This is a genomic window from Streptomyces globisporus (genome assembly GCF_003501885.1).
In the GTDB taxonomy this organism is placed as follows: domain Bacteria; phylum Actinomycetota; class Actinomycetes; order Streptomycetales; family Streptomycetaceae; genus Streptomyces; species Streptomyces globisporus_D.
On the sequence record NZ_QWFA01000031.1, the window covers coordinates 23,464 to 37,390 of the forward strand.

11 protein-coding genes are annotated in these 13,927 nt (G+C 71.5%); 2 read left to right on the forward strand and 9 right to left on the reverse strand.

Going from position 1 to position 13,927, the window contains the following annotated elements; translation table 11 throughout:
• Positions 1–8: 8 nt before the first annotated feature.
• The 5 genes from D3105_RS07865 to D3105_RS07885 form a co-directional block, all read right to left on the reverse strand.
• Positions 9–2,408 carry an ABC transporter permease gene (locus D3105_RS07865; RefSeq protein WP_118901409.1) on the reverse strand — a complete coding sequence of 800 codons (2,400 nt, stop codon included), beginning with the start codon at positions 2,406–2,408 and terminating at the stop codon, positions 9–11.
• Positions 2,405–3,091, reverse strand: coding sequence for an ABC transporter ATP-binding protein (locus D3105_RS07870; RefSeq protein ID WP_118901412.1), 687 nt, complete (start codon positions 3,089–3,091; stop codon positions 2,405–2,407). Before D3105_RS07870 ends, D3105_RS07865 begins: the two co-directional genes overlap by 4 nt.
• Positions 3,088–3,612: a PadR family transcriptional regulator gene (locus D3105_RS07875; protein WP_006127228.1), complete on the reverse strand. Its 525-nt coding sequence runs from the start codon at positions 3,610–3,612 to the stop codon at positions 3,088–3,090. Before D3105_RS07875 ends, D3105_RS07870 begins: the two co-directional genes overlap by 4 nt.
• A gap of 88 nt (positions 3,613–3,700) precedes the next feature.
• Positions 3,701–3,988 carry a hypothetical protein gene (locus tag D3105_RS07880; RefSeq protein ID WP_118901415.1) on the reverse strand — a complete coding sequence of 96 codons (288 nt, stop codon included), beginning with the start codon at positions 3,986–3,988 and terminating at the stop codon, positions 3,701–3,703.
• Positions 3,985–4,956 carry an SPFH domain-containing protein gene (locus D3105_RS07885; protein WP_118901417.1) on the reverse strand — a complete coding sequence of 324 codons (972 nt, stop codon included), beginning with the start codon at positions 4,954–4,956 and terminating at the stop codon, positions 3,985–3,987. Before D3105_RS07885 ends, D3105_RS07880 begins: the two co-directional genes overlap by 4 nt.
• 240 nt (positions 4,957–5,196) lie before the next feature.
• Here D3105_RS07885 and D3105_RS07890 point away from each other — a divergent pair, with 240 nt between their 5' ends.
• On the forward strand, positions 5,197–7,425 hold the full coding sequence (locus tag D3105_RS07890) for a transglycosylase domain-containing protein (protein ID WP_118901420.1): 2,229 nt from the start codon (positions 5,197–5,199) through the stop codon (positions 7,423–7,425).
• A gap of 76 nt (positions 7,426–7,501) precedes the next feature.
• Here the strand turns inward: D3105_RS07890 and D3105_RS07895 are convergent, their stop codons facing one another.
• The 3 genes from D3105_RS07895 to D3105_RS07905 form a co-directional block, all read right to left on the reverse strand.
• Entirely contained in the window at positions 7,502–9,409 is a 1,908-nt protein-coding gene (locus tag D3105_RS07895; RefSeq protein ID WP_118901424.1) for an ATP-binding SpoIIE family protein phosphatase, read from the reverse strand.
• A 384-nt stretch (positions 9,410–9,793) separates the two neighbouring features.
• A complete protein-coding gene (gene fomD, locus D3105_RS07900; protein WP_118901427.1) occupies positions 9,794–10,480 on the reverse strand; it encodes a cytidylyl-2-hydroxypropylphosphonate hydrolase in 687 nt (228 codons plus the stop codon).
• 56 nt (positions 10,481–10,536) lie between these two features.
• On the reverse strand, positions 10,537–11,952 hold the full coding sequence (locus tag D3105_RS07905) for a class II fumarate hydratase (protein ID WP_118901430.1): 1,416 nt from the start codon (positions 11,950–11,952) through the stop codon (positions 10,537–10,539).
• A 105-nt stretch (positions 11,953–12,057) separates the two neighbouring features.
• Between D3105_RS07905 and D3105_RS07910 the strand changes: the two genes are divergently transcribed.
• Positions 12,058–13,611 (forward strand): ricin-type beta-trefoil lectin domain protein, encoded by a 1,554-nt coding sequence (locus tag D3105_RS07910; RefSeq protein WP_118901433.1) that lies wholly within the window; start codon positions 12,058–12,060, stop codon positions 13,609–13,611.
• Between the two features lie 76 nt (positions 13,612–13,687).
• Here the strand turns inward: D3105_RS07910 and D3105_RS07915 are convergent.
• Positions 13,688–13,927 (reverse strand): phosphopantetheine-binding protein (locus D3105_RS07915; RefSeq protein ID WP_240646835.1); only part of this gene is annotated, 240 nt, incomplete at its 5' end.

Sequence of the window (13,927 nt, forward strand, 5' to 3'; positions counted from 1 at the left end):
CGCGGGTGTCACTCGGTGCGCAGCCCCTCGGGGCGCATCAGGCGCCACAGCGGCGGCAGCGACGCCAGCGTCACCAGTGCGATCAGCGCACCGCCGGCGCCCACCATCGGCCAGAACAGCCACCAGTCGGCGACCGACTTGCTGATCATCCAGGCGAGCGTGGCGCCGAGCCCCAGGCCGCCCGCGACCGCCACCGCGAGGCCGAGCACCACCGGCACGGCGGTCTGCCACAGCACCGACCAGCCGAGCGTGGCGCGCCGGGTGCCGAAGGCGACCAGCACCGACAGCAGCCGCCTGCGCTCACGCAACTGCTCCAGCTGGGAGACCAGCATCGACGCGGCGATCAGCAGCAGCACCACGGTCGCCCCGACCTGGAGGCCCGTCTGCACACTGTCGTACTGACGGTCGCGCGCCACCGAGTTCAGCTCGACGAAGCGCACCCCGGGGTCGATCCCGATCGCCGTGTTGCGTACGTGCTCGGCGACGTCCGGCACGCTCTCGTCGACCCGGATCTGCGCGACGATCGTGGCGCCGGGCAGCTTGCCCGCGTCCAGCGCTCCGGTGGTCGCCATGATCCCGAAGTGGGTCTCGCCCATCGGGTCCTTGCGGCCCAGCACGGTCTCGGTGTCGGCGGGCAGCGTCCACCGGAACGGCTTCGCGCCCATGCCCTCGCCGATCAGGACGGTCTTGCCCTTGCGCGCCGTTCGGTCCACCCAGCCCGCCTGCTCCTTGTTGTCCGGGGGGTGGACGACGAAGGCGTCGCCGTCCTCGCACCGGTCGATCCGGGCCAGTTCGCGCAGGGTCGCGCAGGTGCCGACGGTCAGCGAGGTGGTGGGCTGCAACTCGTCGTCGGTGTACGTCCCGGGCTTGGTCGCGTACGCCTCCACCGAGCCGATCACCACCTCCACGCCCCGGGTGGCACGGAACTGTTCGATGGCGGAGGTGGCGGCCTCGCCCGTGACGTCCTCGGAGTACGCGGCGAACTGGGCCCGCGAGGGGTCCTGGCCGGTCACCTGGTGGAAGTCGGCGTTCATCGCGGCGAACAGCATCTGCAGGGCGATCGCCCCGGCCACCGCGACCGTCACCCCGCTGACCGCACGGGACGCGGCCCCGCTGCTCAACTGGAGCCGGCGGGTGGCGAGCTGCCAGGGCACCGGGCCGCCGCGCAGCCGGTTCACACAGGCCTCGACCAGCCAGGGCAGCAGCAGCGCGAGACCGACCAGCACCAGGACCGCGCCCGAGGCTATGGCGAAGGGGTTCACCGGCTCGTACCCGTTGGTGCGGCCCGTCACGGCGAGCACCGCGAGACCGGCCGCGGGCATCAGCAGCCGCCACCAGAGCCGGCGTCCCCGCTCGCGTCCCCGGCGTACGACGCCGAGCGGCTCGATCACCACGGACCGCATCGCGACCAGGGTGACGAGGACGGCGGTCAGGGGCACCGCCACCACGATCAGGAGGGCGAGCCGGGGGTCGGGGACCAGGTCGGCGGGGAACGCGCTGACGTCCCAGATCTCCACCGAGCCGACGAACAACCGGCCCACCAGGAAGAACGCCAGACCGATCAGCAGCCCGAGCAGCGCGCCGAACATCGCCTCCCCGGCGGCGATCCGCCGGGTCGTCCGGATGTCCGCACCGACCAGGCGCAGCGCGGCCAGCCGGCGGTCGCGGCGGTCGCCGCCGAAGCGCACGGCGGTGGCGATGAAGATCGCCACCGGCACCAGCAGTACGACGCAGACCATGACGACGAGCACGATCAGCAGCGGCGGCAGGGGATCGCCCTCGCGGGAGTCCCCGTACCCGTCGATGCGGTGGCCGCCCTTCGCGGGCGTCAGGGTGTCGCTGCCCGCGTAGTAGAGGAGTTCATTGGGGGAGCGCAGCCCGGAGTCCCCGATCGTGCCCGTGATCTCGTACGGCAGCCGCTCGCGCAGCAGCTCGTTGCCCGGGTCGGCCAGCAGCTCCTTCAGCGCGGGGGAGACCACCATGGTGTCCGCCGCCGGGAAGCGGTCGACGCCCGGCGGCCGGACCGGCGCCGAACCGTCCGCGCGCATCAGATAACCGGCGACCGTCCGGTCCCGGTACTCGGAGGTGGCGTTGATCCGCACCACCGAGCTGTCCGACTTCGCGGCACGCGCGTCGGGCGAGTCGGAGATCCGCGGCTCGCTGCGGGCCTGTTCGCGAGCGTTCCGCTCGTCGAGCAGATGCGGTACGGAGGAGGCGAGCAGCAGCAGCGCCACACCGAGGCCGACGCCGACCGCGGTCAGCAGCGTACGGATCCAGCCCTCGCGGCCACCGGCGGCGGCGAACCGGACGCCGAGGCCGAGGTCGCGGAGGACGGCCGCGCCGCGCGAGGGCGGCTTCGGGCTCTCCGGTGCGGCGGCCGGGGCCGTGGGGGAGTCGAGCAGGGTCATACGGAGTGCTCCAGATCCCGGGCCCGGCCGTCGCGCACGGTGACGTCACGGTCGGAGTAGGCGGCGACCCGGGCCTCGTGGGTCACCAGCACCACGGCCACGTTGGCGGACCGGGCGGCCTCGGTGAGCAGCTCCATCACCCGCTCACCGTTGAGCGAGTCCAGCGCGCCGGTCGGCTCGTCCGCGAAGATCACCTTCGGCGACCCGGCCAGCGCACGGGCCACGGCTACCCGCTGGCCCTGCCCGCCGGAGACCTCGCCGGGACGCTTGGCACCGAGGTCGTCGACCTCCAGGCGCTCCATCCACTCCAGCGCGGTGCGCTCGGCGGCCCTGCGCTTCACGCCGTTGAGCCGCAGCGGCAGCGCGACGTTCTCCACACAGGTCAGCTCGGGGACGAGCTGGCCGAACTGGAAGACGAAGCCGAAGTCGCTCCGTCGCAGGGCGCTGCGCTCGGCGTCGGACATCGCGGACAGCTCGCGGCCCGCGTAGGTGATGGTGCCGGAGTCGGGCGTGATGATCCCGGCCAGGCAGTGCAGCAGGGTCGACTTGCCGGAGCCGGAGGGGCCCATCACGGCGACGACCTCTCCGGGGTGCACGGAGAACGACGCGCCGTCCAGGGCGGGCGTCGAACCGTAGGTCTTGCGCAGGTCGTGCGCGGCGAGCAGGGAGCCTTCGGGAATCACGGAGCCACCACCTTGGCGAGCTGGTCGAGACGGGCGGCGGTCAGTTCCAGCCAGCGCAGATCGGCTTCGAGGTGGAACAGGGCGTGGTCGCAGATCAGCTGGTCGGCGAGGTCGCCCTTGCGCTTGCGGTCGGTGAGGATGCGCATCATCCGCAGATGCGCCGAGCGCTGGGTGTCCAGCAGGTCGGCGGCGCTGCGGTCGGTCAGCAGCGCGAGGACGACCTTGGTGTAGAGCGTCGACTGGAGGTAGGGCTCCGGCTTCTCGGGCTGCGCCAGCCACTGCGAGACATCGGTGATCCCGGCGTCGGTGATGGCGTACCGCTTGCGCTCGGGGCCTCCCTCGCTCTCGACGCCGTCGACCTCGACGAGTCCGTTCTTCAGGAGCCGGGACATCGTCGAGTAGACCTGGCCGTAGTGCAGCGGGCGGTCCTGGCCGAACTTCTCGTCGAAGGTCCGCTTCAGGTCGTAGCCGTGTCGGGGGCCGGACTCCAGGAGCCCGAGGAGGGTGTGACCGATAGACATGAGGAGCACTGTACACGGTGTGTATACCCCCGATGTATACGCGTCCGAAAAGCGACCCCGGCCCATGGAGTGGGCCGGGGTCGCGGTCTCAGGGGGTCTCCTGGCCGCCGGTCCCGGGCGGGGCGTGCGGCTCCTCCGGCGGCTGCTTGGGCGGCCGCCCCCGCCGGGGGATCGGCCGCGCCGCCCCGGGCAGCCGCCCCGCCTCCGCGAGCGCCCGCCGCAGCAGGAACTCGATCTGCGCGTTGGCGCTGCGCAGTTCGTCGGAGGCCCAGCGGGCGAGTGCGTCGTGCACCGCGGGGTCCAGTCGCAGCAGCATCTGCTTGCGCTGCTGCGACCGGGACGCCGGCGTCCGCCGGGGAGGCGTCTGGTCGGTCACTGGTAGAGGGTGCCCGTGTTGAGGACCGGCTGGGCGCTGCGGTCACCGCACAGCACCACCATCAGATTGCTGACCATGGCTGCCTTCCGCTCGGAGTCCAGTTCCACGATGTCCTGCTCGGCGATCCGGTGCAGGGCCATCTCGACCATGCCCACCGCGCCCTCGACGATCTGCTTGCGGGCCGCGACGACCGCGCCGGCCTGCTGGCGCTGGAGCATGGCGGAGGCGATCTCGGGGGCGTACGCGAGGTGGCTGAAGCGCGACTCGATGATCCGGACGCCCGCGGCCTGGACCCGGGCGGTCAGCTCGGCGGCCAGCTTCTCGGTGATCTCCTCCGCGTTGCCGCGCAGCGACAGTCCGTCCTCCTCGTGGGCGTCGTACGGGTACTCGATGGCGATGTGCCGGACGGCCGCCTCGGTCTGGGTGGCGACGAACTCCAGGAAGTCGTCGACCTCGAAGAGCGCCTGGGCGGTGTCCTCGACCTTCCAGACGACGATCGCGGCCAGCTCGATCGGGTTGCCGTAGGCGTCGTTGACCTTGAGGACGGCGGTCTCGTGGTTGCGGACGCGGGTGGAGATCTTCCGGCTGGAGGTCAGCGGGTTGATCCAGCGGAGCCCGTCGGTGCGGATGGTGCCGACGTACCGGCCGAAGAGCTGGATCACCCGGGCCTCGCCCGGAGCGACCATCTTCACACCGCTCATGCAGAAGAACGAGGTGATCACCAGGAGCACCCCGAGGATGAGGAGCGTGACGCCGACCGTGCCCGCGCCGTCTCCGTTCAGCACCGCGCCGCCGATGACGAGGCCGATCCCCGAGAACACCCCGATCACCGTCAGGAGCAGTCCGAGGCCGCCCGGGATCGCGTGCGCGACGACCTCCCTGACCTGCGGTGCGGGCATGTCGGGAGCGTCGATGGTGAGATCCGCCGCCGTGGTGTCCGGGCGGTGGTCGTCGTGCTGTTCGGTCATGGGATCCCCCGTTCGGCGCGGTATCGCACCACGCTAGCAATGTGATTACACATTACTGATTCTCGCAACCTTGTCCACCCCTGGGGAGTCGGTTCCTACAGTGGCGGGTGCTGATTCTCACGTCCGTAAAAGGCTGGATCGCTTGTCTTTTGTCCCTGCTGTCGGTGTTAGCTGGCAGGTCTGAGCGAACAGAGGAAACCGAGCGAACCGGCCGAGCAGAGAAGCGGGAGCAACACACCAATGGGTCGAGCGGATGCGCGACGAGCCCAGGCGCAGGAGTCGCGCCGGGCCGCGAAGAGCGGCGGCATACGCAGACTCTTCACGTGGAAGAAGCTGCTGGGCACGTTCTTCGGGATCGTCCTGCTGGGCATGGGCGCCTTCGGCGCGCTCTACCTGTACGTCGACGTCCCCGCCGCCAACGCCATGGCGGAGCGGCAGAGCAACGTCTACAAGTACAGCGACGGCACGGTCCTCGCCCGGACCGGCAAGGGCGTGAACCGCCAGATCGTCGATCTGGACGAGGTGCCGAAGAAGGTCCAGCACGCCTTCGTCGCCGCCGAGAACAAGACCTTCTACAAGGACCAGGGCGTCGACCTGAAGGGCACCACCCGCGGTCTCCTCAACACGGTCAGCGGCAAGGGCAAGCAGGGTGGCTCGACCATCACCCAGCAGTACGTGAAGAACTACTACCTGACGCAGGACCCCACCGTGAGCCGCAAGCTCAAGGAGCTGGTGATCTCGCTCAAGATCGACCAGCAGCTGTCCAAGGACCAGATCCTCGCCGGGTACATCAACACCGCCTACTACGGACGCGGCGCCAGCGGTATCCAGGCCGCCGCCCAGGCCTACTACGGCATCGACGCCAAGGACCTGAACGTCTCGCAGGGCGCCTACCTCGCCTCCCTCCTCCAGGCCCCCAGCCAGTACGACTGGAACTCCGCCACCCCCACCGGCAAGAAGCTGGTCAAGGAGCGCTGGGCCTACACGCTGCGCAACATGGTCGAGATGGACTGGCTGACCGAGGCCGAGAAGGCGAAGCTGAAGTTCGCCTACCCGCAGAAGCCGAAGCCGGCCGCGGGCATGGAGGGCCAGACCGGCTATCTCGTCGAGGCGGCCAACAAGGAGCTGGAGAAGCAGGGCGTCTCCGCCGAGGACCGTGAAGCGGGCGGCTGGACCTTCACCCTCACCGTCGACAAGAAGCGCCAGCAGGCGCTGGAGAAGGCGGTCGACGACCAGCTGGAGTCCAAGCTCGACCGCGAGGGCAGCAAGGTCGACGCGACCGTCCAGGCCGGCGCCACCTCCGTCGACCCGAAGACCGGCAAGGTCGTCGCGCTGTACGGCGGCGAGGACTACATCAAGCACTACATCAGCAACGCCACCCGCCAGGACTACCAGCCCGCCTCCACCTTCAAGCCCCTGGTGCTCGCCGCCGCCCTGGAGAACGAGTCGACGACCCAGGACGGCAGCCTGATCGGGCTCAACACCATCTACGACGGCACGAGCAAGCGGCCCGTCGTCGGCAGCGACACCCCGTTCAGCCCGCAGAACCAGGACGACCGCAGCTACGGTCCGATCTCCGTCCAGAAGGCCATGAACAGCTCGGTCAACTCCGTGTTCGCCCAGATGATCGTGGACGTGACGCCGGCCAAGGCCAAGGAGACCGCGCTCGCCCTCGGCGTACCGGACAAGAACTTCCCCGAGCGCCCCGCCGTGACCCTCGGCACCATGAACGCCTCGACCTGGGACATGGCCGGCGTCTACGCCACGCTCGACAACCACGGCCAGAAGGTCACCCCGCACATCCTCCAGTCCGCCGAGCACCGCGACCGCACGGTGAACCCCGAGAAGCCCAAGCGGGAGCAGGCCATCAGCCGCGCCTCCGCCGACACCGTGACCAAGGCGCTCACCGGGGTCGTCGACGCCGGTTCCGGGGGCGCTGCCAACAGCCCCGCCTACGACGCGGCGGCCAAGACCGGCACCTCCGAGAACAACAAGTCCGCCTGGTTCGCCGGGTACACCCCGGAACTGACCACGGTCGTGGCCCTCTTCGGCGAGGGCGACGGCGGCCGCAAGCAGGTCTCCCTGACCGGTACGGCCAACTCCGGCCGCGCCAGCGGCAGCGGCTTCCCGGCCCGGATCTGGGCCGACTACACCCTCGGCGCCCTCGGCGGCGGCTCGGACAAGACGTTCGACCTCCAGGACGTCGAGCGCGGCGAGGTGCCCGCCCCGCCGACCCCGTCGGACACGCCCTCCGAGGAGCCCACCGAGCCCGAGGAGCCGACCCCGTCGGACACGCCCTCCGAGACGCCGAGCGAGACGCCCAGCGAGACCCCGACCACTCCGGCCCCGCCGACCATCAGCCCGCCGGCCACCACGCCCCCCACCACCCCCGGGCTGCCGCCCCAGCCCGGGGAGGACGACGGCCAGCCGGGCGAACGGCCCGGCGGCAACGGTCTGCTGGGGCAGTGAGGGCCTGACAGCACGAAGGACATGAGGGAGGGGGCGGGCCGACGGCCCGCCCCCTCCCTCATGTCCTGCAAGCGCCCTACTGGGGCCGGGCCGCCATCTCGAACCAGACGACCTTGCCGGTCGACAGCCGGGTCGCTCCCCACCGCCGGGCCAGCCGGTTGACCAGGAACAGCCCGCGACCGCCCTCGTCCGTCTCGCGCGCCCGGCGCTGCCGGGGCAGCTGCGGGGAATCGTCCCCGACCTCGCAGCGCAGCACATCGGTCCGCAGCAGCCGCAGCGTCACCGGCCGCTCCGCATAGCGCACCGCGTTGGTGACGACCTCGCTGACCAGCAGCTCCACCTCGTCGGCCAGATCGTCCAGACCCCAGCGGCTCAGCGCCCGCCGGGCCAGCCTCCGGGCCCGGCCCGGAGCCGCGTCCTCCGGCTCCAGGTACCAGTACGCCACATCGCTCGGCGCGATCCCGTCGAAGCGGGCGGCCAGCAGGGCGATGTCGTCGTCCCGGTCGCCCGGCCCGAGCATGTCCAGCACGTCGTCGCAGAGCGCCTCCAGCGGCGGCGCGTGGTCGGGGCCGGTGAGCTGTGCGGTCGCCGCCAGGCGCTCCCGCAGCTGCTCGATGCCCGTCCACACGTCCCGCAGCCGCGACTCCACCAGACCGTCGGTGTACAGCAGGAGCGTCGCCCCGGCGGGCGCGTCCAGCTCGACGGCCTCGAAGTCGACCCCGCCCACCCCGATCGGGGCGCCCGGCGGCACCCGCAGCACCTCGGCCCGCCCGCCCAGATGCAGCAGCACCGGCGGCGGGTGCCCGGCGTTGGCGATGGTGATCCGGTGCGCGACCGGGTCGTACACCGCGTACAGGCAGGTCGCCATCCGGTCGCTGCCGAGCCGCTGCGCCTGCTCGTCCAGGTGGTGCAGCACCTCCTGCGGCGGCAGATCGAGCTGCGCCAGGGTCTGCGCCGTCGTCCGGAGCTGGCCCATGATCGCCGCCGAGGTCATGGAATGGCCCATCACATCGCCGACGACCAGCGCCACCCGGCTGCCCGGCAGCGGGATCGCGTCGTACCAGTCGCCGCCGACCCGGGCGGTCTCGGCCGCCGGGAGATAGCGCGAGGCGAGCCGGACACCGGTGGGCTGGGGTAGCGAATCGGGCAGCATCGTGCGCTGCAGCTCGTCGGCGATGTAGGCCTCGCGCCCGTACAGCACGGCCTTGTCGATACCGAGCGCGGTGTGCGTCGCCAGCTGCGCCGCGACCAGCAGATCACTGGCCTCGAACGGGATGCGCTCGGTGCCGCGCACGAAGACCGCCGCCCCGATGACCCGACGCCGGCCGCGCAGCGGGGCCAGGATCGCCCGGTGCCCGGTGGGGACCGACCGGCCGGGGCCGAGCAGCTCCGGCAGCGCGGCCCGCGCCGCCGCGGAGTCGCCGAACACCGGCCGCACCCCGCGCAGCACCTCGGCCAGCGCCCCGCCCGCCCGCACCTCGCACAGCTCGGCGGCGGGCATCAGGTCCGCCTGCGGGTCCAGGACCAGCGGCCGCAGCCGCTCCGTCTCGGAACCGGCCGCCTCCGCGCCCTCCTCGTCGCTGACGCGCAGCCGGTCGCTGCGCCGCAGCCGCAGGACGAACGGGCTCACCGGGCGCTCGTCGCCCACCGGCAGCGGATCACGGAGGTAGACCAGGATCGCGTCGGAGAACGTCGGCACACTCGCCCGGCACAGCCCGAGGACGATCTCGTCCAGGTCTATGCCCCGGGCGATCCGCCGGGTCGCCGCGCCGACGAACCGCAGCCGGTCGCCCTCGCGGCGGGTGGCCGCCTGCGCGTCGGCGACGGCGGCCGCCCCGGGACCCGGGTTCGGCGCGGCGGCCGGAGCCGGCACCGCGGCAGCCGCAGCCGCTGCCGCGGCGTCCTGCTGCCGGGGCCGGGTGCGCTCCTGCGGCCGGGCAGCCAGCGGCTGCCGGCCTTCGTGGGAGGTGGGGTGCTCCGTCACGCGTGGGATTCCGTCCGTCCGGGCCGGTTGTATGAGGCAGTCACCTCGTGGGGCGTCACTGTGCCCCGGCAAGCGCGGGAAGAACAACGGCTGTCACCGGATGCCCCCGATGAAGGGGCCGAAACCGAGCGCCGCGGAGATGGCCGACAGACGACCCCTCCGGCAGCGGACGCGGCGAGCGGGCAGCGGACGGCGTGCATGTCTCCACCCCCTCGTAGTGGCTCCCGCGACCGAGCGGAACGTCCGGGTCCGTGGCCCGTCGCTCCGCACGACCGGTGTGGTGACTTGTGGTCAGTTCCGGTGTGGTGCCCGCTGGTTGCGGCGATCGGCCCTCCGTACGACCGGACCTGCCGACCAGGCCGCCCGAAGGGTTCTTCCAGGGTCTCACGACGGCATACGGGCAGGGGTGCGGTCCCAGTCATCCGGCAGCGGCGGAACCTGCCACCCCGGATCGGGCCGCCAGTGCTCCCAGCCGTCCCGGAACGGCGACCCCCAGCCGGTGATCACCTCGACCGCCGCCAGGCCCGCCTCCCGGACCCGCCGGGCCGTCCCCCGGCCCATCAGGCCGACCTGCTGAGCCTGCGCGAACTCGTCCTCGTCGAGCCATTTCCAGCTCCGGTCGGGGTTCACGGAGATGTCGAGAAAGTGATCCTCGGAATCCACCCCTCCGGACCACCGGGTGCGGGGCTCCTCCAGATTCACGTACCAGTTGCGGAACATCCAGCCGCGGTCCCAGAACAGCCACACCGACCACGGGTCGCCCGGCCGGGCCAGCTTCAGCACCCCGGAGCCGAACCACGTCGAGCGGGCCGTGGTGCGCGGCGCGGTGTAGCGGGTGGCGAGCGGCTCGGCATGCACCTGGGTGCCGTTCGCCAGGACCGGCCGCACGCACTCGGTGCCCGGCGCCATCCAGACGGCGAGCAAATCGTCGGTGTCCTGCACGACGGTCACCGGACGGCAGATGTGCACGGGCGCGGCACCGGCCGTCCGGTGGGCCCGGCCGTTGTCGCGGTAGCGCCAGAGGATCTGGTCCCCCGGTGCCCAGCGTGCGCACTCTCCCGTACCTGTCATGGAGAGATCTTACGGAGCGCTCCCACCGGCCCGCTGCGACTCAGGTCACCCGGCGATCACGGACGGGTCATCCGCAGCACGTCCAGCGCCTCGTCGAGCTGTTCCAGCGTCAGGTCGCCGCGGTCCACATAGCCCGAGGCCAGGACCGTCTCGCGGATCGTCGTCCCGTCCTTCAGGGACTTCTTCGCGACCTTCGCCGCCTCCTCGTAGCCGATGTACTTGTTCAGCGGGGTCACCACCGACGGGGACGACTCGGCGTAGGCGCGGGCCCGCTCGACGTCGGCGGTGATGCCGTCGACCGTACGGTCCGCGAGCAGCCGGGAGGCGTTGGCCAGCAGCCGTACGGACTCCAGGAGGTTCTTCGCGATGACCGGGAGCATCACGTTCAGCTCGAAGTTGCCCGCCGCACCGGCCGTGGCGACCGTCGCGTCGTTGCCGGTGACCTGCGCGGCGACCATCAGGACCGCCTCGGGGATCACCGGGTTGACCTTGCCCGGCATGATCGACGAGCCCGGCTGGAGGTCGGGCAGCGCGATCTCCGCGAGACCCGTGCGCGGACCCGACGCCATCCACCGCAGATCGTTGGAGATCTTCGTCAGGGACACGGCGATGGTCCGCAGCTGGCCCGAGGTCTCCACCAGCCCGTCCCGCGCGCCCTGCGCCTCGAAGTGGTCCCGGGCCTCGGTCAACGGCAGCCCCGTGGCCTCGGCGACCTCCGCGATCACGGCGGCGGAGAAGCCGGGCGGGGTGTTGATGCCGGTGCCCACCGCCGTACCGCCCAGGGGCAGTTCGGCGAGCCGGGGCAGGGAGGCGCGCAGCCGCTCCACGCCGTAGCGGATCTGCGCCGCGTAGCCGCCGAACTCCTGGCCGAGGGTGACCGGGGTGGCGTCCATCAGATGCGTACGGCCGGACTTCACGACGTCCGAGAATTCGGCTGATTTCCGCCCCAGGGAATCGGCCAGGTGGTCGAGCGCGGGGATCAGGTCGGCCGTCACGGCGGCGGTGGCCGCGATGTGGATGGAGGACGGAAAGACGTCGTTGGACGACTGCGAGGCGTTCACATGGTCGTTGGGGTGGACCTCGCGGCCGAGGCGCTCGGTGGCCAGGGTGGCGATCACCTCGTTGGTGTTCATGTTCGACGAGGTGCCCGACCCCGTCTGGAACACGTCGACCGGGAAGTGCTCGTCCCAGCGGCCCGACGCGACCTCGGCCGCGGCCTCCTGGATCGCGGCGGCGATGTCCGGATCCACCACCTTCAGCTCGGCGTTGACCTTGGCGGCCGCGCCCTTGATCCGGGCCAGCGCCTCGATGTGGGCCCGCTCCAGACGCTGCCCGGAGACGGGGAAGTTCTCCACCGCCCGCTGGGTCTGCGCGCGCCACTTGGCGTGCGCGGGAACCCGCACCTCGCCCATCGAGTCGTGCTCGATCCGGTACCCGTCATCGCCCGCCGTGCCGCCCGATGCGTCAGTCATGTGTTTAAACCTCCTGAAAAAGATGAGCACTTGTCTTGTTCTATGTATTCCCAAGTCGCCTACCGGCCAGTAAATACCGGGGGTAACCACTTACCGGGAGGCGCAATGAGGCGCACCAGCACCAGACTTCGAGGGCTCCGAAGCCTTCGCCGGCTCCGCTGTACCGTCGCCGCCACCGTCGCTCTCGCGGCTGCCGTCGGCGGTATGGCCGCCGCCGGACCCGCGGGCGCGACGGAGTCGGCTACCAGCTCTATCGCATCCACCCCTCTTCCGCCCGCGCTGGAAGCCGTCCGGGCCGCCGAAGCCACTCAGCTGTACGGCAGCCCCGCCGAGCGGCCGCTCGCCGAACGCAAGACCGGGCTGATCTCGCTCGGCGACAGCGAGATCTCCGGCGAGGGCGTCGGCACCTACGACCCCGGGACCAACGGGCCGGACAACTGGTGCCACCGCTCTCCGGAGGCCGCCATCCACCGCACGGGCATCGCGGCGGACCTCACGTACAACGTCTCGTGCTCCGGCGCCTATACCGGGAACATCAAAATCGGCGGGAACAAGCAGTACGCCGACGAGCTCGTGCAGAGCGACAGCCTCGCGATCAAGGCCCGCAACACCCGGATCAAGATGATCGTCCTGGTCGCCGGGGCCAACGACGACCTCCAGTTCGGCCCGGTCATGACGGACTGCGTGGTCCGCTACATCAGCCTCCAGGGCCCCTGCGAGCCGAAGTACGCGGGCGGCTGGCAGGCCCGCGTCGATGCGCTGGTCCCCAAGGTCGAGGCGACGGTCCGCGATCTGCGGACGGTGATGACCGGCGCCGGATACGGAGACGACGACTACAAGCTCGTCCTGATGGGCTACCCGAGCCCGATCGGCCCGGACTTCCGCGACAACCCGAACTTCCCCGGCAAGCTGATCTGCGGCGGCCTCGGCTACGACTCCGACACCGTCTGGGGCCGCAACACCGCCGTACCCGCCTTCCAGGCCGGCATGCGCAAGGCCGCCGCGAGCACCGGGGCCGCCTACCTCGACAACTCCCGGCTCTTCCACGGCCACGAGGTGTGCAGCGAGGCCCCCTGGGCGCGCGGCCTCTACATCGATCTGAGCAAGCCCGGCCTGCCCGACGAGAACTCGGTCCGGCAGTCCTTCCACCCCAACGCGGCCGGCCACCGGGCCTTCGCCTCCTGCCTGACCCAGCTGTACGACTCCGGGCTGCGCGAGGCGAGCTGCGCCGACCCGGCGAGCACGGGAAACCCGGTCCTGACCGGTAGGGCCTGGGACGACCTGTTCACCCCGCTGAAGAACGAGGCCACCGGGAGCTGCGTCGACGTGCCCGGCTCGGTCACCCGTAACGGCACGGCCGTCGGCGGCTGGGACTGCCACGGCGGGCGCAACCAGAACTGGTGGTACGACGCCGGTACGCAGACCCTGCGCACCGCGCTCAGCCACGACCGGTGCCTGGACGTGTCCGGTGCCGAGTACAACCCGGGCGCCACGCTCATCGTGTGGAACTGCGCGGGCGCGGGCAACCAGAAGTTCGTCCAGCAGTCGGGCACGATCCGCCCGGCCGCCGCGACGGGCCTGTGTCTGACGCTGGCGGGAGCCAAGGATCCGCTCAGGCTCCAGACGTGCGACGGCAGCGCGAAGCAGCGCTTCGTGTAGCCACGGGCCGGTGAGCCAGGGGGTGACCGTGTGGGGCGGTCGCCCCCTTCGCTTCTCATGCTTTCAGGACGCTTGCCTATGCCCTCAGGGACAGGGCCTCGGACAGCGCCCCCAGCGTCGGCGTCAGATACAGCTGGCGCAGGGGTACAGCGGGCAGCCCGCGCTCCCGGGCGAGTGCGCCGATCCGGATCGCGTACAGCGAATTGCCGCCCAGGTCCCAGAAGTCGTCGTCCGGGCCGATCGCCTCGACGCCGAGCACGTCGCACCAGATGGCGGCGAGGGCAGCGGCCGGGGCGGGCTCGGTGGACCTCGGCAG

What these genes read in the sequence shown, in the direction of transcription:
- D3105_RS07875 (WP_006127228.1), bottom strand. Translation starts at nt 3,612, where the DNA reads ATGTCTATCGGTCACACCCTCCTCGGGCTCCTGGAGTCCGGCCCCCGA.
- D3105_RS07890 (WP_118901420.1), top strand. Translation starts at nt 5,197, where the DNA reads ATGGGTCGAGCGGATGCGCGACGAGCCCAGGCGCAGGAGTCGCGCCGG.
- D3105_RS07910 (WP_118901433.1), top strand. Translation starts at nt 12,058, where the DNA reads ATGAGGCGCACCAGCACCAGACTTCGAGGGCTCCGAAGCCTTCGCCGG.
- D3105_RS07865 (WP_118901409.1), bottom strand. Translation starts at nt 2,408, where the DNA reads ATGACCCTGCTCGACTCCCCCACGGCCCCGGCCGCCGCACCGGAGAGC.
- fomD (WP_118901427.1), bottom strand. Translation starts at nt 10,480, where the DNA reads ATGACAGGTACGGGAGAGTGCGCACGCTGGGCACCGGGGGACCAGATC.
- D3105_RS07885 (WP_118901417.1), bottom strand. Translation starts at nt 4,956, where the DNA reads ATGACCGAACAGCACGACGACCACCGCCCGGACACCACGGCGGCGGAT.
- D3105_RS07905 (WP_118901430.1), bottom strand. Translation starts at nt 11,952, where the DNA reads ATGACTGACGCATCGGGCGGCACGGCGGGCGATGACGGGTACCGGATC.